A 20,512-nucleotide genomic window follows, 5' to 3' on the forward strand; every position below is an offset into this window, starting at 1 on the left:
GTCTCGACGGCGACGCCCTCGAACCGCTCGAAGTCGACGTGGACAACGAACGCGCTCTCGCCTTCTACGAGAGGCTCGGCTTCGAGCCGTCCCGCTATACGCTGGTGGCCGGTGTAGACGGGTAGCTCACGAGGAGTTCAATGGGATCCTTTAGATGTAGATAATTCGCACTGATCAGGATATCAGCCTCCCCTCCACTCCGTCGGTCGCCTAACGGCTCGTGCTTGAGGGCCGGGTAGCTCACGTGACGAGTGTCTCTTCGAGATACCCGATGACACGACGTGTGGCTTCGGCCGTAATCGCTTCGGTGAGGTGGCCCTGGTATCCGTCCTCGGGGACACCGTCGTCGGGAACGACGTCGAGGCGAGCGACGAGGTCTCCCGTCGTATCCAGGAATTCGTGTCGAATCGCGGAGATCGACTACGGCATGATCGACGATCCCTCCGGCGCACCGCCTTCTGCCCAGCTCTCCGCCGAGAGGGGGATCGAAGCGCCGTGCCACGTCCGCGTCGTGAGCGTGAGACAGAGATACTGATCGGGGTGGAAGGGAACGGCTTCAGTACTGACGATAAGCCACGGACGGGGTGCAACACCCCCACCGTCGGGGGACACCTCGGGATCCGTGATCGGATCCTGCTTGAACGGATCGACTCCCCAGACGACGTCTCCACGCTCGAACTCGGCGATCTCGCCCTCGGCATCCCGCATCATGTGTCATCGCTCGTATCGGCCTCGTCCCTGACTGGCATATGTCCGACCCACTCGGATGGATCCTCTTCACCGTAGAGGTCGTTCAGACTCTCCGTGACGAGTTCGTACTGTGTGAGCGAGTGGAGGCGGTCCCGGTCGTCCGTGATGGCCCAGTACTCTCCCTTGTGCCGGACGAGCTCCTGCCCTTCGAGGCGTCGCAACACGGAACTGATCGAGTTCCGCGGGATCCCCGTCTCTTCGGCGATTTCGATCGGTCGGAACGCCTTGTCGGCGTGCGAGGCGAGAAACGACAGGACGCGCTCCGGTTGCGTGAGCCCACCGCCGAGCGCGTCCTCCGAACTCCCCTCGAACGTGTCGATGTTGATCGGCATTGTCACCATGTACCTACGTCACTCTGCACGATAAAACCTCTGTACGTATGTTGCTACTCGTTTGACCAGAGGGCTGCTGCTACCGGTATCTGAGCCGTTACGATCGGAATCATCGCTGACGATCCAACGACTTCCGGTACGAATCCCCTTTTCTTCGGATCCACGGCGGAGAATGACCGCAATTACGTCACGAATCGGGGAGACGATCCGGTCACCCTCTGAAACCGTGTCGACCTCACTACGCCCTCGTGGCTATTCCCCGAGGACCGCCTCCGGCCCCTCCCACTCGTGGACCAGGAGGCCGTAGCTCTCGTCGTCGACGCGCTCCCCGCCGACGAAACTGGCCTCGCGGACGGTCCCCTCGTGGACGAACCCGAGGCGTTCGCAGAGCGCGACGGACGCCTCGTTGGGGGCCATCGCGCTCGCGGAGATCCGGTGCAGACGCAGGCGGCGGAACCCGTAGTCGAGGAGGTGCGCGCAGGCTTCGAGGGCGTACCCCCTCCCCCACGCCTTCGGGTGGAACCAGACACCGAGGTTCGCCCACCCGCGGGCGTGGTCGATCGGGTACAGCTGCACCGACCCGACTGGGTCGCCCGCGTGCTCGTCCTCGCGCGGGACCGTGAGCAGCGTGACGCCGTCGTCGCCCGTCTCTATGGGCCACAGCTCCTCACGGTAGCGCTCCTCGGTGTGCGGCGTCCGGAAGACGTCGATGTACCGGCGCACGTCGGGGTGGTTCACCCCCTCCCGGAGGAACGGGAGGTCCTCCTCCTCGATCGTCTTCAAATCTATACGGTCGCACGTGATGAACGTCGGTCCTGGCATTACTGTCCTCTCGATGGTCGGTCGGCTGGCGGTGCGGCGATAGCGTACGCTGAGCGCCCGACGCGTTACTGGCGCGTCGATCGGCTCAGAAGCGAGAGGAGCGGGTCATCGGTCAGCTCTACGCCCCACTGCCGCCAGAATCGGCATAAGCGTTCGGATCAGAGCGACAGGAACGGGATCACTGGCTCCTCCTCCCCGGAGTACGACAGCGCCTCCGCCTGGCTCGCGCCCTCGGGGGTCACGAGGTCGACGACGTTCGGGTTCGCGTCGCCGTCGACCCCGCCGCCGAAGGCGTAGTCGCCCGCCTCGGCCTCCACTGGGCGCACGCGACCGGGGCTGTAGCCGTCCTGCCCGAGCAGGAGCGGGACGAGTTCCGTCCCGTCGAGGCTCCCGCCGAGGGCAGACTTCGGGACCTCGATCTCCACGGCGTCGACCGACCGGTACCCCGTCACGCGCACGTCCCGGGAGACGACGCTCCCGTCGGCGGCCTCGACGACCGGCGGGACGAACCCCTCGACGAACACGCGGCGCTGGTAGGCTGCCTCGAACGAGGCGTTGACGCCCTCGCGAGCCGCCGTCGTCCCGCCGCTCGCGTTCGGATCGCGGAGGTAGAGCTGGATCGACTGCAGCGAGAGCTCGTTCCCGCCCCAGGGGTTCGTCAGGGTCCCGAGGCCGACGAGGAACTGGTAGGCGTCGGCCGTCTCGTAGACGCCGAAGGAGGTGAGGTCGAACGCGCCGTCGACGAACTCGCCCGCCGTCGGGTAGACGTACGAGCCGGGGCCGTGGTCGTCGCCTGCGGGGTCCGCCCACTCGCGGACGGCCTCGCCCACGTCGACGCGGGCGACCGACGACCGCGCGACGGCGGTGCCGGCCGCCGTCGCGTCGGCCTCGCCGGTGGCGGCGACGACGGTGATCGCCGTCTCGCCGTCGCCGACCGCCACGTCGACCTCGAACGCCCCGTCGGTCACCTCGCGGGAGACGGTCTCCCCGCCAGCCTTGACCACGACCTCCGCGCCGTCGGTCGCGCCCGAGACGGTCGCGGTCCGGTCGCCGACGACGCTGGGCGGGAACTCCACGTCGAGGGCCGGTCCCTCGGGCGGGTCGCCCGCGCCGTAGCGCTCGCTCACGAAGCGGGGGGTCTCGACGGGTTCGCCCGCGTCGATCGAGTGCGCCAGGCGGACGAACTGCGCCATGCTCCAGGAGAGGGGCGTGGCGGAACCCGTCCCCTCGCCGAACGCCCAGCCGTACTCGGTCGGGTCCTCGCGGTCCCACACCTGCTCGGGGAGCATCAGCCCGGAGTTGGCGAAGTTCGCCATCGTCCGCAGGAGGGACGCGGGCGCGAGGTCGCCCGTCCCGCCCGCGAGCAGTTCGTACTCGCCGCGCTCGCCGGTGAAGATCGGCCAGAGCCGCCCCCGTCCGGAGTTGTCGAGCGACCACGGTGCGCCCTCGGGATAGTCGGAGCCGTCCTGCTCGCCGTAGCCGTCGCCGTTGTAGCGGTACCAGGCGGGGCCGTTGGGCGTGTCCACGCGGATGGTGTCGTCCACGACGCCGAGCGAGGTGCGGATCGTCGGGTCGTCCCACGGCTTCACCCCGAGGCGGACGAGTTCGAGGAAGCCCGCGTCGACGCACTCGCGCTCGTCGAGCGTCGGCCCGCCGTTGTTGATGTCGAGCGGCGCGCCGTCGTCCGGGTCGCGGTCGTCGTTGACGCGGACGTAGTACGGTTGCTTGGACTTGCTCCCGGTCTCGGTGACCGTCCACTCCTCGACGTTCGCCCGCCAGTGATCCGCGAGCGCGAGGTAGGCGAGCGCGTCGGCGCGCTCGCCCTCGTCCGCGGCGAGGGAGGCGGCGGCGGCGAGGCCCGCGACCTCCGCCGCGATCGTGCTCGGCGAGTAGCCGGACTCCTCCTCCCACCGCTCCTGGCCGGTGGCCGGCCCGTTGGCGACGACGTAGTCCGCGGAGCGCCTGACGTTCTCGTAGCCGTAGTCGGCCTCCTCGAAGCCGACGCCGAAGCGCTCTCTCAGCTGGTAGGCCATCACCTGCGGGAAGGAGACGTTGTCCATCTGCTCGCCGCCCCAGCGCGTGCGCCCGTCGACGTACGTGTTCTGGGGGAGGAACCCGTCCTCGCCCTGCTGGTAGGCGTAGAGGTACTCGACCGCCTCCCGCGCGCTGTCGACGTCGCCCATCGCCGCGAGCGCCGTGAACGCCTGGTAGAGGTCCCGCGACCAGGTGAAGTTGTAGCCGTAGTCCTGCGGTTCGTTGGCGTTCACGGCCTCCCCCCACGGCACGCTGAGGCTGGCGACCCCTGCGCCGGGGAACAGCTTCGAGTCGGCCGCCTTCAGCGCCATCGCGGCGACGTCGTACTGGCGTCTGAGGTCGGGGTCGCCGCGGACCGACTCCGGCACCGCGAGGCCGCCGAGGTAGTCGCGCCAGGTCCGCGCGTAGCGGGCGCGCGCGGCGGCGAAGTCCCGACGGAGCGCCCCGCGGGCCTCCTCGCGCGCGGCGTCCTCGTCGGCCCCCTCGGCGAACCCGAGCGCGACCGTCTCGTGGACCCGCCGCGCGCCCGACGCGAGGCGACCCGCGAGGACGACGTTCCCCTCCGCGCCGTCGTAGGTCGTCGAGGCGTCGCCCGCGGTCAGCAGCGGCGAGACGGCGTCGCCGCCGACCACGTCGACGGTCGCCCAGCCGAACCCGCGGCGGGCGACGAGCGCCGTCGCAACGTTGTACGGGTTCCCGTCGGGGTCGAGGAACACCGCCTCGTCGTCGTTCGCGCCGGTGTCGCGGGCGGTGAGGGCGTACCCCGCGGCGACGCCGCGCCCCGATCCGGAGTCGTCGCCGCGGACCGAGGCGGCGTCGGCCATCCCGGTGCTGGACAGCGCGAGGTCGGCGACGGCGTACACGTCGTACTCGCGCCCGTCGCCCGCCTCGAAGGACACGTCCGCCAGCACCGCCTCGCGGTCGGGGTCGATCGCGTACTCGACGGCGAGCGTCCACTCCCGTCCGTCACCCGTCTCCTCGATCGTCTGGCGGAACAGGAGCGCGTCGTCGTCGCTCGGTTCCGTCCGCCGAGAGAGCGTCTCCCTCCCGCCGTCGATCCGTTCGACGTCGTGCGTGCGCTTCGCGTACCCCGACCCGTCCGCGACCACGAAGTCGAGCGTCCGGGTGTTCATGAGATCGATGCGCGGGAAGCGCACGCTCGCCAGCGAGCCCTCGGTGAGCGTGAACCACACGCGGTTCGGTTCGTCCGACCCGTGGTCGGCCACCGTCCCGATCCCGTACTGCTCGCCGGTCGTCCACGTGGCGTCCGCACCCCCGGAGGGTCCCTCGCGGGCCTGGGCGGCCGCGGGTAGCGCCGACGCGCCGAGCGCGCCCGCGCCGACCAGTCGAAGCGCCTCCCGCCGTGACAGTCGTGTCATTTGTGAAGAAATAATTACTCGCTTCAGACTTAATTATTTCGCACAACTACTCGATAGAATGTCTGTCGTCGTCGGGCACACGTCCGAATCGTGGTACAGAGTAGCACAATATTGATGTCGATCCGTCGCGTACTCTTCGGGTTGGAGGGCCGACGATGAACCTCCTCGACCGCGTCAAGGAGGCGCTCCGCGTGGACGAGACCGTCGCGTGGGAGTGCCAGGAGTGCGGTACCGTCTTCACGACCGCCGTCCCCGAGTCCGGCGGGGTTCCGGAGACCGTCGCGTGCGAGTCGTGCGGGTCGGACGACGTCGCGGAGATCAACCGGGCGTACGGCTGACGGTCACCTCACCCGTTCTTCGCGACCGCGTCGGCGAGCGACAGCGCGCGCTCCGTCAGCGCCGCCGCGCCCTCGGCGAGCAGGACCGCCGTCGCCTCGCGACCGACGCCCGCCTCGAAGGCGATCGCGTCGGGCGTCTCCGCCGCCCTGCCCTCGAACGCCCTCGCTACGCCCCCCTCGTAACCCGTCTCCCCGCCCGCGACGGCGACCGACCGCCCGAGCGCGTCGAGCGCCGCCCGCACGTCGTCGCCGTACCGGACGTTCAGCGCGAACCGGAGCGCCGGGTCGAACTCCCGCGCGGTCAGCAGGACGCGCGCGACGTGCTCGGACGCCCCGAAGCGCGCGCCCCCCGCCGAACTGATCCCGCCCGCCGTCCGCCGGACCCGCCCGTCGATCGCGGCGATCTCATCGACCCCCTCGGCGTAGGGGGTCGCCCCGGCGACGTTCGTCCCCACCTCGGGGACGAGCGCGCGGACGCGCTCGCCCTCCCCGAGGAGATCGCGCGCGATCCCCTCGACCGCGGCCGCCGTGCGCTGCCGGTCGGCGCGCTCGCGCAGCGCCGCGAGGTGGTGGACCGCCCCCGGCCCTTCGCCGACGGCGTGGTGGTACCGGACGGCCCGCTCCATGAAGTCGGTCGCGCGCCCGACGGCGGCGAAGGGATCGTCGCCGTGAGCGAGGCGGGTCGCGATCGCGCTCGCAAGCGTGCACCCCGAGCCGTGGGTCGCGTCGGTGTCCACGCGCGGGTGGCGGTACGTCTCGACCCGGTCGCGGGCGACGAGCACGTCCACCACCTCGTCGCCGGTGTCGAGGTGCCCGCCCTTCACGAGCGCCGCACGCGCGCCGAGGTCGAGCAGCGCCTCGCCCGCCTCGCGCGCGTCGGCCGCCGTCTCCGGGCGCTCGCCGACGAGCACCTCGACCTCGTCGGCGTTCGGCGTCACCACCGCGGCCTCCGCGATCAGCGCCTTGTAGGCCTCCTCGGCCGCCTCGGCCAGCAGGCGGTCGCCCGACGCGGCGACCATCACCGGGTCGACCACCAGCGGGAAGTCGAAGTCGGCGGCGTAGTCGGCGACCGTCCCGACCACCTCCGCGGTGGCGAGCATCCCGGTCTTGGCCGCGCCGATCTCGAAGTCCGAGAGCACGGCGTCGAGCTGCGCCTCGACGTGCTCGACGGGCGGGACGTGCACGTCCGTGACCCCCCGCGTGTTCTGTGCCGTCGTGGCCGCGACGACGCTCGTGCCGAACGCGCCGAACGCCTCCGCCGTCTTCAGGTCTGCCTGGATGCCCGCGCCGCCGCCGGAGTCGCTACCCGCGATGGTGAGCGTCACCGGACGGGTGACTGGTGCTGACTGTCGCATGCGTCGAGATGGGGTTACCACGTAGGTATAGTGTGCGGTGGTCGCGTTCGGGTCGCTCGAACTCGAAATGAACTTACCGGAGCGAGACGATGTATTAGTCTCCCCGGTCGACACAAACCCCGTCGATTGTTCGCGTACGGAGCGTCACCTCCTCTCTCACCCCGACGCTATGTTTGGTTGTATCCTAACGCTTATCGTGTTTGGGTGTATCCTAACATATGCGGATGGGCGAAGACATCTATGTAGTCGAGGATTATCGTATCGCCCACCCTGAGCGTGGGTCCGTCGAGCAGGTCAGCATCATCCGCGTACCAAAGTCAGAAAAGTTCCCGGAGGGTATCAAATACCGCCTCCACTACGGATACACGGACGGGGAAGACGATCCGATCATCAGATTCGACAACAGCCACGGCGTACACGAGAAACACGTCGGCGACGAGGTCGAACGCATCGACTTCACGGGACTCGCACGACTCTACGATCGCTTTCGGGAGCACCCCCCGGAGAAGTAGCGTCGAATCGCTATCGAAAATCGAAGCCAACTGAAACGAAGCCAACCACCGATGGACGCCACCACCACCCTCACGGTCCGGGTCGAACCGGTCGAGCAGGCACGTGATCGAATCCGTGCCCGCCTCGAAGCGATCGACCAGGGCGCAGCGCCCGAAGATCGGTCGGTCCTCATCCTCAAGTCCGAGGCCGACTTGGCGCGCGTCTTTAGCGAGAAGAACATGGAATTGATTCGGACGATCGCCGAACACGAACCGGCGAGTATGCGCGAAACCGCGCGCCTCGTCGGTCGGGGCATCGCCGAGGTCAGCGCGAATCTGAACGAGCTGGAGGCGCTCGGCGTGATCCGATTCGAGCAAGACGGCCGGTCGAAGCGCCCGGTGATCTGGTACGATGAGATCGACGTCGAGATCCCGCTCCCGACGAAGGACTCGGGGCGGAAGGAAGCGCCGGCATGAACACCGGAGGTAGGCGAAGTGCTGGTTTTTGTTGAAGGGCCTGATCTCAAAGGGAAATAATCGAACGACCGTTAGATCATTAGGTCATATTAGCTACCTTTTAAATCCTCTCCGAATGGCGGTCCCGAGCAGAAATCCTACCGTTCCTAACGTAAGAGCAGCGAAGAGGGCTATCCCAATTGCGAGTCCAAATGATTTCATCGGTGTGGGCCGGATAAGACCGACGCCCACACCGCTAAGTGCGGTTCCAAAAACGGGCAGAAAAACAAGCAGCCAGCTGATAAGAAGTCCGTCGTTATAGTATGCCTGGATAGTAGCTAACAGTAATAAGAGCGCCAATCCACCTCCTATTACGTCTATAGGACTGAGATCGTATGCAGCACTCGAGACACCTTCTATTGCCCAAAATAGGTAGGCAAAAATAAGTAGGGTTATTGCTATCACGATACCTCGCCTAGATCTGCCTCGGTTTTCCCCAAAGATTATGGATCTATGAGTTTGATGCATGGTGTTCTCGCCTATTTAATCTCACTTCGCAAAAATGTTTTGTCGAACCAACGATCATAATGATTTCAGTCCCAATGGTAACCGTGGAGGTTATCGATATGGAAACAGCCAGTACCGAAAACGATGTCCGATTCCGCAGCGACTAGACTGACTGCCCAGTCGTGGCCGTTCCAGTTAGGTTTGTAGACAAGCGCACCACTGTCTCCCTGCTCAATATCGTTGTATGTCCCCCATTTGACTTGTTTATCTCGATTGTTACAGTTGCTGTCATACACGAGTGCACTTCCGATGCCTTTACACGTGCCTTCCGTATAGCACGTTCTCGCACCCTGTTTACTTAGAGTCTCACCCGCTGCCTCAACGTCCCAGATTCCGTCCTCTGACATTTGAGCGGTGACGTATATACTTGTTCCCGCAATGCCGTCCGTAGGATCCCAACCGTTCAGTGGATTCAAAGCGGCGAAATCGTCCCAGCAATCCCAGTCCTCTGAATCGCCGATAATATCTCCATCAATATAGAGAACGTCTGGATTACTCCCCCAGAGATGCTCGGCAGTCATAAAATGCCAATGTCCGTTTTTGTACGCCCTTCCACCGAGCGACCCCCACCCATCAGATGTCTCGACTTGGACTCCCGCCTCGGGCGGATTTGATGGATGTTCATAACAATTCGTTAGCTTGGGTAGTCGATCTATGGTTTGAACCTTTACCTCGATACCGTCGATTCTAGTTGGTATATCCCCCCGAACCTCATCAAGAGTAGTACCGTCTTGATCCGCTGCTTCTGGCGACAGTTTGACTTCAATTCTCGCGTTCCGACCTCCATATCGCCCTGCAGAGAGTGTTGTCTCAATGACACCCGGTGTTCTTAGTAAGTGGCGATTGCGTCGTTCGAATGCTGTCTTCGCTTGCTGTAGATCATAGTACCAGTCAGCGGGGACCTCTTTTTTGATATCTATAACTTCCCTTGTTCCATCACTCTGTTCGATCAGTTTGGTTCCTTGAACGATAGTGACTTGGTCGGAGGAGACCGCGCCTACTTCACCCGTTAGCCACACCGATGTACTAGCACCAACACCTGTAGCTGCTAGCGCTCCGAGTACTGATCGTCGGTTTACGCGGTCTTTCTCTCCTGATTCTGCTTTCGTCTCTAATCCCTGATCTTGTCTTTCCATGACGATTCCATCTCTTTCTACCATCAGTATAATTTTATTTAATCATTAATTACATAATGTATAGGTATATTTAATGGGTCTGGTGTCTCTTATGACCACCACATACTTCTAACCGCCATTGACACTACAGTCGACATAAAATAGTGGATGCCTCGATACTAACTCGAAAACGAGACACCTGCCGTTGCTCGACTCCCTGTGAACCCCGATACGTACCGAATAGGCGATTGGAGAGTAGAGGTGGTACTAGCTGCCACGTCGTTCCCGCGATGTGTTAATTCCTACCCCTCCAGTTTCGGCAGGTTCTCCGCGACAGCCGCCCAGTAGGGGTCCGCGCCGGGGTGGTCGGTCGGCTCGCCGTCCACGACCAGCCCGGAGCCCTCGACCACCCGGCCCGCGTCGGCGGCGGGAACGCCCTCGGCGTCGAGCGCGTCGAGCACGTCGTCCACGCCCTCCTCGGGCACCGTGAGCAGGAGCGTCCCCTCGCTGATCGATGCCCACGGGTCGATGTCGAAGAACTCGCAGGTCGCCTCCACGCCCGGCAGGACGGGGATCGGGTCGCGGTCGAGTTCGATGCCGACGCCCGCGGCGCGCGCGAGCTCGTAGCAGCCGCCGTAGACGCCGCACTCGGTGGCGTCGTGCATCGCGCTGACGGGGGCGGCCGCCGCGGCGACCAGTGCGTCCCGCACCGGGGACATGTCGTAGAAGCGCTCCTGGGCGGCCTCGATCTCCCCGTCGGGCACCTCCCCGCGCATGAGTTCCTCGAACTGCACGGAGAGCAGGCCCGTCGCCTCCACCCCTGGCCCCTTCGTCACGACGACGCGGTCGCCGACGCGCGCCCCGTCCGGGCGGACGAGGTCGTCGTGCTCGCCCACGGCGATGGCCGTCGCGCCGCCGACCATCGGGTAGTTGCACCCCTCGTAGCGGGCGGTGTGGCCGGTGACGACGCTCACGCCCAGTTCGCGCGCCTCGGCGTCCATCGTTTCCCAGACGGTGGCGAACTGCTCGTCGGTGATCTCCGGCGGGAGGTTGAAGTCGATGCTCAGGTGCGTCGGCGCGAGGCCGGAGACCGCCACGTCGCTCACGAGGATGTGGAACGCGAACCACGCCGCCCGCTCGAAGCCGAGCGAGGGCATGACGAACACCGGATCGGTCGCCATCGCGATCGCCTTCCCACCCACCTCGATGGCCCCGAAGTCCACCCCGTGCTGCGGGGCGAGCAGCACGTCCCCGCGGTCCGCGCCGAGGTGCGGGTAGATGTACTCGTCGAAGAACTCGCGGTCTACCTTGCCCAGATCTGCCATACCGGGTGGTAACACTGGATGGTCCTTAGCTGATGCGTTCGAGCCGATTCGCGCGCGAGGCGCGACAGCCCCGTCCGACTCGATCCATCGTTCACGCGACGAACCGGCGCGCGAGGCGCTTGAGCGGCCCGAGGTCGACGCCGAAGCGCTCCTCGAAGCTCAGCACGAGCATCACCTCCTCCTGCTCGACGCCGAACCGGAGGACGACGAGCAGGTAGGCGAGGAGGAAGCCGGCGTACAGCGCGACGAACTGCGAGAGCGTCGGATCGAGCGCCGACACGAGGGCGTAGTGGCCGGCGACGAGCGCGACCGAGACGGCCCCCGAGCGCACGAGCGTCGGGCTGAACGGGTGAGCCCCCATCTCGCGGTAGAGCTGGTAGGAGTAGAGCAGGTTCAGGAGGACGTACGACACCGCCGTGGCGGCCGCCGCCCCGAGGTAGGAGTACCGGGGGATGAGCACGAGGTTCAGCCCGACGTTGAGCGCCGCGATGAACGTGTTGTCGAGCATGATGAGCCGCGTGCGGCCGACCGAGGTGAGCGCGCTCGAGTTCGGCCCGGCGATGGCGTGCGTGAAGAAGGCGATCGTGAGCACGGACAGCGCGAGCGCGCCGGCGACGTACTCCGGGCCGAACGTGAGCAGGATGGCGCGACGGGGGTACAGCGAGAGCAGCGCGAACAGCGGCAGCGACAGGACGAAGATCCACTTCGCGACGACCTGGTAGAGCCGCCGGGTCTCCTCGTACTGGCCCTCGCCGTGGAGCTCCGAGACGACCGGCATGAAGATGAAGCTGAACGACGCGAGCATCACCGTGAGGAGTTCGGCGATCGGGTAGACGGTGTTGTAGATGCCGACCGCGCCGCTCGTCGACAGCGCCCCGAGCATGAACGTGTCGATGTCCGACAGGACGAGCGTCATCGTCGTGGAGACGACGAGCGGCGCGGAGAAGGCGAGCAACTCCCGGTGCATCGACACCGCCCGGACGCCCCGTTCGAACAGCGGCGTTCGGGTGGCGAGGAAGTACACCCCCACCGCCCCGGCGACGGCGTACGAGAGGACGTACGCCCAGGCGATGCCGACGCCGCGGAACCCGAGCGCGAGCACGAGGAGGATGCCCGCGAACCGGGCGACCGGGTTGACGATGTTCCTGATGAGCACCTTGGGGAGCGACCGCTGGAGCCCCTGGACGCCGCCGATGGTGAGCTTCATCAGCGCCGCGAGCGGGATCGCCAGCCCGAACACCCGGAGGACGGGCTCGGTCGACGGGTCGTGAAACAGGTCCGTCGCGATGACGGGCGCGGCGAGCGACACTCCGATCCCGACCACGATCGAGAGCGGGACGGCGAGCTGGAACGCGGAGACGAGAACGCCGCGTCGCTCCTCGGCCGTCTTCGACCGGGGGAGGTACCGCCCGACGCCGACGTCGAGGCCGAGCAGGACGAGCGTCGAGGCGATCGTCGTCGTCGTGATGCCGAGCGAGACCACCCCGTAGTCGACGGGCCCGAGGACGCGGGCGATGACGAGCTTCGCCAGAAACGAGATCCCGAGTTCGAGAAAGAGCCCGAGAAAGAGCACGGTTCCGCCCTTGAAGAGGGTGCGTACGACGGATTTCGAGTCGGTCGGCACAGACGCCCATTGTCGGCACTCATTGGTAGCGGTTGTGGCTTGTGTCGAGCCGGGCGAGTTATGCCGACCCCGCGTCATCACCGTCCCATGCGTCGTCGCTCGTCCCCGCACGCTCGGACCGTCCCGTTCGCAGATCGCCCCCGCCCGCGCCGTCGGTGACGATGCCGCGCGTCGCGCTCCTCCACGCCCGCCCCGACTTCGCGACGGCGCTCGCGACGACCGTCGAGCGCGTCCGCCCCGAGTTCGAGGTCGACGTCTACACCGATTCGGCGTCGGTTCCCGCACGCGTCGCCCGGTTGCTCCGCCGCCGCTACGACCTCGTCCAGGCGGACGAACTCGTCGGCAACGGCGTCCTCGCGGCGCTCCTCTCGGAGCGACGGGGGGTCCCGCTGGTCGCCGCCGTCCGCGGGTGGGCCGACTACACCAACGACCACGGGCAGTACTCCCTCCCGAAGGCGTGGTGGCTCGCGCGCCGCGCGCAGTGGGTCCTCGACCGGGCCGACGCCGCCGTCTTCGTCAGCGAGGTCTGCCGGGAGATGATGCGACGCCGGTACCGGTTCGACGAGGGGTGCGTCATCGACCGGCCGTTCGACCTCGAACCGTTCCGCCGCGCGGCCGCCGCCCGCTCCCGCGACGACGACGAGTTCCGCCTCCTGACGGTGACCAACCTGCGGTACGAGGAGAAGGCCCGCGGCGTTCGGACCGTCCTCCGCGGGATCGAACCCCTGTTCGACGCCCACGAGGAACTCCGCTTCGCGGTCGCCGGCGCCGGCCGCGCGTTCGACTCGCTCGCCTCGTTCGTCGAGGCCTACCCGCACGCGGATCGGGTCGACCTGCTCGGGTTCCGTTCTGACGTCCCCTCGCTCCTCGCGAACGCCGACCTGTTCGTCTACGTCAGCTTCCTCGACTCCCTGGCGATGACCGTCCTCGAGGCGCAGGCGGCGGGCCTCCCCGTCGTCTGCGGCGGGACGATGGGCGTCCCGGAGGCCGCCGGCGCCGCGGGCTACCTCTGCCCCCCGACGCCGGCCGGCGTCGAGCACGCCGTCGGCGAACTCCTCCGCGACCCGGCCCGCCGCCGCGAGGTCGCGGCCGCGAGCGAGTCGCGGATGGCTGACTACGACGAGCGGGCCGCGACCGCCTACGTCGACCTGTGGGCGTCGCTCCTGTGAACCGGTCCCACGGGGCGCGTCGGCCGTGGTCGTTATATCGTCGCCTCGCACACGATCTATCACATGGTCATCCAACGCGCAGTTTCGGACGTCGAACGCGCAGCCTCCTACGCCTACTCCGAGATCCGGCGCAACGGGGACGACGTCGACTGGTGGGCGAACCGCATCCAGGCGCGCATTAACGCGCCGATCCGGCGCGCGCTTCGGCCGGACGACTCCTTCGACGTGGTGGGTGCGGACTGGGACACGCTGGTCGTCCTCGACGCGTGCCGGTACGACCTCTTCGAGGAGACCGTCGACACCACCGCCTACGACTCCTACGAGCGGGTCGCGAGCCCCGGCAGCGCGACCAGCGAGTGGACCAAGCGGGCGTTCACCGACACGGCCCCCCACGGCGACATCGTCTACGTGACGGGCAACCCGACCACCTCGCGCCACGCGCCGGACGTCTTCCACCGCCTCGAGGAGGTGTGGCACGACGCCTACGATCCGAAACTGGGGAGCATCCCCGCGGACGCGGTGACGGAGGCGGCGATCGAGGCGCACGAGGCGTACCCCGACAAGCGGATCGTCGTCCACTACATGCAGCCCCACTACCCCTTCGTCCGCGACCCCGACCTCCAGTTCACCAACTGGGGCGGGACCGACCTGATCCAGAACGAGAACGCGGACGACCGCGCCCGCGACGTCTGGCAGGCGCTCCGCTACGGCTACGTCTCCTACGACGAGGTGTGGGCGGGCTACCGCCGCAACCTCGAGTACGCGCTCGAACACGTCGAACCGCTCCTCGACGCGATCGAGGGGCGCGTCGCGATCACCTCCGACCACGGCAACCTGCTCGGGGAGCGCAGCTCCCCGATCCCGGTCCGCCTGTACGGCCACCCGGTCGGCTGTCGGCACCCCGACCTCGTCACCGTCCCGTGGGCCGTCCGGACGATCGGCGAGCGGCGGGCCGTCCGCGTCGGCTCCGTCGAGTCCGAGACCGACGCCGACCCGGAGACCGTCTCCGACCGGCTCCAGGCGCTCGGCTACGTCGAGTGATACTTCGGACGTAGCTTCGTGAAGCGACTCGCCACCCCTGGCGAGATTCTTTAGGGGCTTCCGTCCGACAGTCCGCGTCCACGTCAGGAGAGGGCGCGGGCTATCGCGTCGGCGTAGTCGTCGGCCACCCGCCCGTAGTCGAAGCGGGCCACGTACTCGCCGAAGCCGTCGCCGCCGTCGCGTCCGCCCGCCTCGCGGATGCCCGCGGCGACGCCCGCGGGCGTCGGGTCGCAGAAGGTGACGTAGCCGTCGAAGCGCGCCTCGGCACGCCCGCGGGCCTGCACCACCGAGAGCCCCGCCGCGCCGTACTCGAGCACCTTCAGCGTGTGCGGGTCGTCCACCAGGCAGACGCCCACGTCCGCCGCGCGGAGGTAGCCCGGCACGTCGGAATGGGGGACCGTCCCGAGGAAGACGACGTTCTCGCGGTCGCGCGCCGCGCGCCGGACCGCCGGTTCGAGCGTCCCCGCGCCGAGGACGACGAGCGTCCAGCCGTCGAGGAACCGCGACGCGGCCAGCAGCTCCTCGATGCGGTAGAGCGGCTCGAGGCCGCCGACGTAGATCGCGACCCGATCGTCAGCGGGGACGCCCGCGTCCGCGAGGCGCTCGCGCGCCCGCTCGACCGTCGCCCCGTCCGGATCGGCGAAGCGCTCGTAGGCGACGCCGAGGTCGGTCTTCGAGGCCGATCGGGCGCGGCGTCGCACCCGCCTCCCCTCCTCCTCGTAGACGTAGAGGACGTGATCGGCGAGGCGGAAGGCGAGCGCCTCCAGCGCGCGGACCGGCAGCGACAGCCAGCGCGGGTGGGTCGCCTCGAACTGGCGGATGGGGTCGATGTGATCCACCACGAGGGGCGTCCCGAGCGCCTTCAGGAGCGTTCCGGCCAGCGCCCCCGAGCGGGTCGTCCCGACGACGACGTCGTAGCGGTCGCGCTCGCGCAGAGAAGCGAGGACAGTGGCCGGGGTCGTCCCGCGGAGCGCGATCTCGAACCCCCGCGCCTCGAGTTCGTCAGCGATGCGGCGACGACCGACGCTGACGTTCTCGGGCTTGTCCGGCGTCAGCCAGAGTACCCGCGCCATCAGTCGAATTCGGCGGCGAGCGCGTCGACGATGCGCTCGCCCGCGCGCCCGTCGCCGTAGAGGTCCGGATGGCCCGTCATGGCGTCGTGGGCGTCGTCGTCGGTCAGCAGGGCGTCGAGGCGCGCGCCCAGCTCCCCGGGCTCGACGAGCTCGTTCACGCCGGCCTCGACCGTCTCCGGGCGTTCCGTGTTGGGCCGGACGGTGAGGCAGGGGACCTCGAGGATCGAGGCCTCCTCCTGGATCCCGCCCGAGTCGGTTACGACGACGCGGGCCGCGTCGAGCAGCTTGAGGAAGTCGAGGTAGTCGAGGGGCTCGACCAGGCGGAGCGACCCCGAGGGTTCGTAGCCGATCTCGTCGAGGACGCCTCGCGTGCGCGGGTGCGCCGGGAGGACGACCGGGGCACTCGCGCCGTCGAGGGCGTCCATGATGGCGCGCAGACGCTCGGGGTCGTCGGTGTTCGACGCCCGGTGGATGGTCGCCGCGGCGTAGCACCCCTCCAGGTCGAACCGCTCGAGCACGGCGGAGCGCTCCGCGGCGAGGGGGGCGTGCTCGCGGCAGGCGTCGACGATCGTGTTGCCGGTCTCGTGGACGCCGTCGGTGACGCCCTCCTCGGCGAGGTTGGCGACGGCCTGCCCGGTCGGCGCGAACGAGAGGTCGGCGACGTGATCGGCGACGACGCGGTTCACCTCCTCGGGCATGCTGCGGTCGAAGCTCCGTAGCCCGGCCTCGACGTGGCCGAACGTGGTGGAAAGCTTCGAGGCCGCGAGCGCCGTCGAGAGGACGGCGTTCGTGTCGCCGAGCGCCACCGCGGCGGCCGGGTCGCGCTCCAGGAGGAGTCGCTCGACGCCGACGAGCCCGTCGGCGGTCTGCTCGCCCTGCGTGCCGCTGCCGATCTCGAGGTTCTCGTCGGGGGCCGGGAGGTCGAGCGCCTCGAAGAACGCGCCGCTCATCTCCGCGTCGTAGTGCTGTCCCGTGTGGACCAGATAGCGGTCGAACGTCCCCTCGGCGGCCCGTATCACCGGGGCCATCTTGATGATCTCAGGGCGCGTCCCGACGACGACCACGAGTTCTCGCATATCGGATACGCCACGGCCATCCCCTTCCGTCTTTCTGCCCCCGCTGACCATCGACGCGTGGTGCCAACCGTCCCGGCCCGGCGAGGGTGCGAGGTCGGCTCCCACCCCGTCGGCGGGTCGCCGATCCCGCGTCCCCCCTCTCCCTACGAGCCGCGCTCCCCCGCGCCGCGCCCCGTCGCGTCGCGTTCCTCCGCGTCGCGCTCGCGGGTCATCACGTCGCCCTCGTAGACGACGCCGCGTTCGGCGTCCACGGTGACGGTCGTCCCGGCCGGGACGACGCGGCGGTCGAGCGCCGCACCCGAGATCATCGGCACGCCCAGTTCGCGAGCGACGATGGCGGGGTAGCCCGTCATGCCGCGGCGGGCGGCGACGATCGCGCCGATCCGCTTCGGATCGCCGTCGAACGCGTCGTCGAACTCCTCGGGGAGGACGACGACCGCCCCCTCGGGCACGTCGCGCAGGTCGCCGTCGGTGTACGCGACGGGGCCGACGACCCGGCCGCTGACCGCGCCGCGGCCGGTCGCCAGCGTCTCGGCCGCGACGTGCACCTTGAGCATGTTCGTCGTGTCGGCCCCCTCGACGCCCGTCATCATCCCCGAGAGGACGACGACGGTGTCGCCGCTCTCCGCGACGCCCGCGCCGAGCGCGGCGTCGACCGCCCGGCGGATGACCGCCTCGGCGTCCGCGACGTGGTCGACGCGGACCGGGTGGATGCCCCACGAGAGCGCGAGGCGTCGGCGCACCCGTTCGCTCGGCGTCGCGGCGACGACGGGCACCTGCGGGCGGTACTTCGCCGTCTTGAGCGCCGTGTAGCCGGACTCGCTGGCGGCGACGACGGCGCTCGCGCCGACGTCGCGGGCGAGGAAGCGCGCGGCCCGGGCGAGCGAGTCGGCGCTGGTCGCGCCCGCCCGCGGGACGCGCCCCTCGCGCAGGTCGGCGTACTCCCCGCTCGCCTCGACCTCCGCGACGATGCGGGCCATCGTCTCGACGACGCGGACGGGGTGGTCGCCGACGGCGGTCTCCGCCGAGAGCATCACCGCGTCGGTGCCGTCGAGTACCGCGTTCGCCACGTCCGACGCCTCCGCGCGGGTGGGTCGACGGGCGTGGACCATCGAGTCGAGCATCTCCGTGGCGACGATCACCGGCGTGCCGGTCTCGCGGCAGCGACGGACGATCCGCTTCTGGATGAGCGGCACCTCCTCCATCGGGTACTCGACGCCGAGGTCGCCGCGCGCCACCATCACGCCGTAGGCCGCCTCGACGATCCCGTCGAGGTGCTCGACCGCGCCGCTGCGCTCCAGCTTCGCCACTACCGGGACGTCGCCGCCGAGGTCCTCGACGACGCCCGCGACGGCCAGCACGTCCTCGGCGGTGCGGACGAAGCTCGCGGCGACGAAGTCCGCCCCCCGCTCGACGGCCAGTTCGACGTCCGTCCGGTCGCGCTCGGTCACGGGCGGGAGGTCGAGGTCGAGGCCGGGGACGTTCACGCCCTTGCGACTTCCGAGAGCGCCGCCGCTGTCGACGCGGGCGACGACCGCGCCGTCCTCGACGCGCTCGACGGTCGCCTCGATCCGCCCGTCGTCGATCAGCACCCGGTCGCCCGGGTCCGCGTCCGCTAGCGACGCAGAGAGCCCGACCCGCTCCGCGCTCGCCGCCTCCCCCTCGACGAAACGCACCTCGCTCCCCTCGTCGAGGTGAACCGCGTCGTCGAGCGGCGCGGTGCGGATCTCCGGTCCCTGCAGGTCGATCATCGACGCCAGCGGCGCGTCCGATTCGCGGTCGACCTCGCGGACGCGGTCGAGGAGCGCCGCGCGCTCCTCGCTGGTGCCGTGGCTGGCGTTGATCCGCGCGACGGCCATCCCCGCGTCGGCGAGGTCGCGGATCGTCTCCCGCGACGCCGAGGCCGGCCCGAGCGTGCAGACGATCTTCGCGTCGCCCATCGGTTACTGTCGCCCGGCATCGGATAAAAACCCTCGCGCCGGCTCAGGGGGCAGGGTTCGGAGAAGCCGCTGCCGGCCGATCAGCCGCCGCGGTGAGGGACTTTCGAGGAGGTCTCTCCGGATGGCTCGGCTGAGCCGATCTCATCTGAACAGTACCGGCTCGGCGACGCGCGCGCGTGGGCGGACCCGGTTCCAAGAACAGCGCGAGCCAGTAGGAGCCGACGACGAGGAAGCTGATCGCGTAGCTGGTCAGCTCGTGCCAGACCGGCGAGCTGCCGGACCGGAGCGTCTCGGGGGCGCTTCGGAAACCGGGACGTAGAGGGCGGCAAGCGTGATGGCGACGGCGAGGACCGCGTCGCTGAAGTTCACCGTCCGTTCGATGTCGGTCCTCCACTCCTCCGGCGAGCCGATACGTGCCGTGCCCTCCCGACGGTCGCCGCGGGGGAGATCCCCGTCGCGGGCGGGGCGACGCGTTCGAGTCGCCGGTCGGGCGACCCGCTCGCACACCCGGACGAGTGTCTTTTGGCGCGTCCTCCGTTACGTGAACGTATGAGCGAAGAGCGATCGGAGACGATCACGATCTACTCCGACTACGTCTGTCCGTTCTGCTACCTGGGACGCCGATCCCTCGAACGGTACGAGGAGACGCGCGAGGAGTCGCTCGCGCTCGACTGGCACCCGTTCGACCTCCGGTCGGGGAAGCGGGGGCCGGACGGCGAGATCGATCCCGACGTCGACGACGGGAAGGACGAGGGGTACTACGAACAGGCCAGACAGAACGTCCGGCGGCTCCAGGAGCAGTACGACGTCGAGATGACCCAGGAGATCGCCACCGACGTCGACTCCCTGAACGCGCAGGTCGCGTCGTTCCACGTGAAGGAGGAACACCCCGAGCGGTGGCGCGAGTTCGACGAGGCGATCTTCGAGGCGCTCTGGACGGAGGGCCGGGACATCGGCGACCCGGACGTGCTCGTCGACCTCGCCGAGGACGTCGGCCTGGCCGGGGACGAGATCCGGGACGCGCTCGCGGACGACGACCTGCGCGAGCGCCTCCGCGAGCGGTTCGCCGAGGCCCAGCGGGACGGCGTGACGGGCGTGCCGACGTTCGCCTACGACGGCTACGCCGCCCGCGGCGCGGTCCCGCCGGAGCAGCTGAAGCGGCTCGTCGAGGGCGTCTAGCCCGGCTGATCCTCCTCGCGCCCGAGATCGGGGGTGAGGTCGGAGGAACCGGTGAAGAACGAGTCAGTCAGCCGGCTGTACCGCGGTGGTGCTCTCGGCCCGCTCCCGGGGCTCCCCGGTCGGCGGCGACTTGTACACCGCGATGAACGTCCAGAGGACGAACCCCGCGACCGCCCCCAGGGCCGACCCGACGAGGCCGATCGTGTAGAACGCGACCGACTGCCCGAGGAGGACGAACACGGTCGGGACGCTCGTCGAGTAGGGGACGGCCGCCTCATCGTCGAGGAGGGTCGGGACGAGGCTGGTTATGGCGACGATGCTTCCGACGAGGATGACGTAGTCTTGCCACATGATGTAGTCTCTCCGTAGTTCGCTGTCACGCGCCCGGCGTGCCGACGAGAGAAGGACGTGCGGACGTTCGCGTTCGACGATAGAATTCGGATCGT

Annotated in this window: 19 protein-coding genes and 1 pseudogene; 7 read left to right on the plus strand and 13 right to left on the minus strand. The window is 68.4% G+C overall.

Annotated features, from left to right (window positions below; all coding sequences use genetic code 11):
• Nucleotides 1–26 precede the first annotated feature (26 nt).
• A pseudogene (locus tag P1K31_RS22080) lies at nucleotides 27–125 on the plus strand (GNAT family N-acetyltransferase); the annotation flags it as partial.
• 295 nt (nucleotides 126–420) lie between these two features.
• Here the strand turns inward: P1K31_RS22080 and P1K31_RS12015 are convergent.
• From P1K31_RS12015 to P1K31_RS12030, 4 genes are all read right to left on the minus strand, one after another.
• The gene (locus tag P1K31_RS12015; RefSeq protein ID WP_276303562.1) at nucleotides 421–708 is read right to left on the minus strand and encodes a hypothetical protein; all 288 of its coding nucleotides are present in this window, start codon (nucleotides 706–708) and stop codon (nucleotides 421–423) included.
• Complete coding sequence (locus P1K31_RS12020) at nucleotides 708–1,082, minus strand: MarR family transcriptional regulator (protein WP_276303563.1); 375 nt, start codon at nucleotides 1,080–1,082, stop codon at nucleotides 708–710. Before P1K31_RS12020 ends, P1K31_RS12015 begins: the two co-directional genes overlap by 1 nt.
• A gap of 252 nt (nucleotides 1,083–1,334) precedes the next feature.
• Entirely contained in the window at nucleotides 1,335–1,904 is a 570-nt protein-coding gene (locus P1K31_RS12025; RefSeq protein ID WP_276303564.1) for a GNAT family N-acetyltransferase, read from the minus strand.
• A 158-nt stretch (nucleotides 1,905–2,062) separates the two neighbouring features.
• Entirely contained in the window at nucleotides 2,063–5,317 is a 3,255-nt protein-coding gene (locus P1K31_RS12030; RefSeq protein WP_276303565.1) for a glucodextranase DOMON-like domain-containing protein, read from the minus strand.
• A gap of 155 nt (nucleotides 5,318–5,472) precedes the next feature.
• Between P1K31_RS12030 and P1K31_RS12035 the strand changes: the two genes are divergently transcribed.
• Nucleotides 5,473–5,655 carry a hypothetical protein gene (locus tag P1K31_RS12035; RefSeq protein ID WP_276303566.1) on the plus strand — a complete coding sequence of 61 codons (183 nt, stop codon included), beginning with the start codon at nucleotides 5,473–5,475 and terminating at the stop codon, nucleotides 5,653–5,655.
• Between the two features lie 8 nt (nucleotides 5,656–5,663).
• Here the strand turns inward: P1K31_RS12035 and thiD are convergent, their stop codons facing one another.
• Nucleotides 5,664–7,010 (minus strand): bifunctional hydroxymethylpyrimidine kinase/phosphomethylpyrimidine kinase, encoded by a 1,347-nt coding sequence (thiD, locus tag P1K31_RS12040; protein WP_276303567.1) that lies wholly within the window; start codon nucleotides 7,008–7,010, stop codon nucleotides 5,664–5,666.
• A 224-nt stretch (nucleotides 7,011–7,234) separates the two neighbouring features.
• On the opposite strand from thiD, the gene P1K31_RS12045 reads away from it, so the two are divergent.
• Nucleotides 7,235–7,522: a toxin-antitoxin system TumE family protein gene (locus tag P1K31_RS12045; protein WP_276303568.1), complete on the plus strand. Its 288-nt coding sequence runs from the start codon at nucleotides 7,235–7,237 to the stop codon at nucleotides 7,520–7,522.
• Nucleotides 7,523–7,573: 51 nt separating this feature from the next.
• Entirely contained in the window at nucleotides 7,574–7,978 is a 405-nt protein-coding gene (locus tag P1K31_RS12050; RefSeq protein ID WP_276303569.1) for an HVO_A0114 family putative DNA-binding protein, read from the plus strand.
• Between the two features lie 93 nt (nucleotides 7,979–8,071).
• On the opposite strand, the gene P1K31_RS12055 is transcribed toward P1K31_RS12050, so the two are convergent.
• The 4 genes from P1K31_RS12055 to P1K31_RS12070 form a co-directional block, all read right to left on the minus strand.
• Nucleotides 8,072–8,422 (minus strand): DUF8071 domain-containing protein, encoded by a 351-nt coding sequence (locus P1K31_RS12055; RefSeq protein ID WP_276303570.1) that lies wholly within the window; start codon nucleotides 8,420–8,422, stop codon nucleotides 8,072–8,074.
• A 128-nt stretch (nucleotides 8,423–8,550) separates the two neighbouring features.
• Entirely contained in the window at nucleotides 8,551–9,684 is a 1,134-nt protein-coding gene (locus tag P1K31_RS12060) for a hypothetical protein (RefSeq protein ID WP_276303571.1), read from the minus strand.
• 257 nt (nucleotides 9,685–9,941) lie between these two features.
• The gene (locus tag P1K31_RS12065; protein ID WP_276303572.1) at nucleotides 9,942–10,964 is read right to left on the minus strand and encodes an AIR synthase family protein; all 1,023 of its coding nucleotides are present in this window, start codon (nucleotides 10,962–10,964) and stop codon (nucleotides 9,942–9,944) included.
• Between the two features lie 91 nt (nucleotides 10,965–11,055).
• Nucleotides 11,056–12,588 carry a flippase gene (locus tag P1K31_RS12070; RefSeq protein ID WP_276303573.1) on the minus strand — a complete coding sequence of 511 codons (1,533 nt, stop codon included), beginning with the start codon at nucleotides 12,586–12,588 and terminating at the stop codon, nucleotides 11,056–11,058.
• Between the two features lie 161 nt (nucleotides 12,589–12,749).
• Here P1K31_RS12070 and P1K31_RS12075 point away from each other — a divergent pair, with 161 nt between their 5' ends.
• Both P1K31_RS12075 and P1K31_RS12080 read left to right on the plus strand, forming a co-directional pair.
• Nucleotides 12,750–13,757: a glycosyltransferase family 4 protein gene (locus tag P1K31_RS12075; RefSeq protein WP_368410804.1), complete on the plus strand. Its 1,008-nt coding sequence runs from the start codon at nucleotides 12,750–12,752 to the stop codon at nucleotides 13,755–13,757.
• A 63-nt stretch (nucleotides 13,758–13,820) separates the two neighbouring features.
• Nucleotides 13,821–14,798 carry an alkaline phosphatase family protein gene (locus tag P1K31_RS12080; protein WP_276303575.1) on the plus strand — a complete coding sequence of 326 codons (978 nt, stop codon included), beginning with the start codon at nucleotides 13,821–13,823 and terminating at the stop codon, nucleotides 14,796–14,798.
• Nucleotides 14,799–14,881: 83 nt separating this feature from the next.
• Here the strand turns inward: P1K31_RS12080 and P1K31_RS12085 are convergent, their stop codons facing one another.
• The 3 genes from P1K31_RS12085 to pyk form a co-directional block, all read right to left on the minus strand.
• Entirely contained in the window at nucleotides 14,882–15,871 is a 990-nt protein-coding gene (locus P1K31_RS12085) for a glycosyltransferase (protein WP_276303576.1), read from the minus strand.
• The gene (wecB, locus tag P1K31_RS12090) at nucleotides 15,871–16,947 is read right to left on the minus strand and encodes a non-hydrolyzing UDP-N-acetylglucosamine 2-epimerase (RefSeq protein WP_276303577.1); all 1,077 of its coding nucleotides are present in this window, start codon (nucleotides 16,945–16,947) and stop codon (nucleotides 15,871–15,873) included. Before wecB ends, P1K31_RS12085 begins: the two co-directional genes overlap by 1 nt.
• Nucleotides 16,948–17,090: 143 nt before the next feature.
• On the minus strand, nucleotides 17,091–18,887 hold the full coding sequence (gene pyk, locus P1K31_RS12095; RefSeq protein WP_276303578.1) for a pyruvate kinase: 1,797 nt from the start codon (nucleotides 18,885–18,887) through the stop codon (nucleotides 17,091–17,093).
• A gap of 549 nt (nucleotides 18,888–19,436) precedes the next feature.
• Here pyk and P1K31_RS12100 point away from each other — a divergent pair.
• A complete protein-coding gene (locus P1K31_RS12100) occupies nucleotides 19,437–20,066 on the plus strand; it encodes a DsbA family oxidoreductase (protein WP_276303579.1) in 630 nt (209 codons plus the stop codon).
• Nucleotides 20,067–20,129: 63 nt separating this feature from the next.
• On the opposite strand, the gene P1K31_RS12105 is transcribed toward P1K31_RS12100, so the two are convergent.
• The gene (locus tag P1K31_RS12105) at nucleotides 20,130–20,417 is read right to left on the minus strand and encodes a hypothetical protein (RefSeq protein WP_276303580.1); all 288 of its coding nucleotides are present in this window, start codon (nucleotides 20,415–20,417) and stop codon (nucleotides 20,130–20,132) included.
• Nucleotides 20,418–20,512 lie beyond the last annotated feature (95 nt).

This window comes from Halomarina halobia (genome assembly GCF_029338575.1).
GTDB lineage: Archaea > Halobacteriota > Halobacteria > Halobacteriales > Haloarculaceae > Halomarina > Halomarina halobia.

Coding starts and splice junctions, on each gene's coding strand:
- P1K31_RS12025 (WP_276303564.1), bottom strand. CDS start 1,904: ATGCCAGGACCGACGTTCATCACGTGCGACCGTATAGATTTGAAGACG.
- P1K31_RS12035 (WP_276303566.1), top strand. CDS start 5,473: ATGAACCTCCTCGACCGCGTCAAGGAGGCGCTCCGCGTGGACGAGACC.
- P1K31_RS12015 (WP_276303562.1), bottom strand. CDS start 708: ATGCGGGATGCCGAGGGCGAGATCGCCGAGTTCGAGCGTGGAGACGTC.
- P1K31_RS12020 (WP_276303563.1), bottom strand. CDS start 1,082: ATGCCGATCAACATCGACACGTTCGAGGGGAGTTCGGAGGACGCGCTC.
- P1K31_RS12105 (WP_276303580.1), bottom strand. CDS start 20,417: ATGTGGCAAGACTACGTCATCCTCGTCGGAAGCATCGTCGCCATAACC.
- pyk (WP_276303578.1), bottom strand. CDS start 18,887: ATGGGCGACGCGAAGATCGTCTGCACGCTCGGGCCGGCCTCGGCGTCG.
- P1K31_RS12060 (WP_276303571.1), bottom strand. CDS start 9,684: ATGGTAGAAAGAGATGGAATCGTCATGGAAAGACAAGATCAGGGATTA.
- P1K31_RS12085 (WP_276303576.1), bottom strand. CDS start 15,871: ATGGCGCGGGTACTCTGGCTGACGCCGGACAAGCCCGAGAACGTCAGC.
- P1K31_RS12075 (WP_368410804.1), top strand. CDS start 12,750: ATGCCGCGCGTCGCGCTCCTCCACGCCCGCCCCGACTTCGCGACGGCG.
- wecB (WP_276303577.1), bottom strand. CDS start 16,947: ATGCGAGAACTCGTGGTCGTCGTCGGGACGCGCCCTGAGATCATCAAG.
- P1K31_RS12050 (WP_276303569.1), top strand. CDS start 7,574: ATGGACGCCACCACCACCCTCACGGTCCGGGTCGAACCGGTCGAGCAG.
- P1K31_RS12080 (WP_276303575.1), top strand. CDS start 13,821: ATGGTCATCCAACGCGCAGTTTCGGACGTCGAACGCGCAGCCTCCTAC.
- thiD (WP_276303567.1), bottom strand. CDS start 7,010: ATGCGACAGTCAGCACCAGTCACCCGTCCGGTGACGCTCACCATCGCG.
- P1K31_RS12065 (WP_276303572.1), bottom strand. CDS start 10,964: ATGGCAGATCTGGGCAAGGTAGACCGCGAGTTCTTCGACGAGTACATC.
- P1K31_RS12100 (WP_276303579.1), top strand. CDS start 19,437: ATGAGCGAAGAGCGATCGGAGACGATCACGATCTACTCCGACTACGTC.
- P1K31_RS12045 (WP_276303568.1), top strand. CDS start 7,235: ATGGGCGAAGACATCTATGTAGTCGAGGATTATCGTATCGCCCACCCT.
- P1K31_RS12030 (WP_276303565.1), bottom strand. CDS start 5,317: ATGACACGACTGTCACGGCGGGAGGCGCTTCGACTGGTCGGCGCGGGC.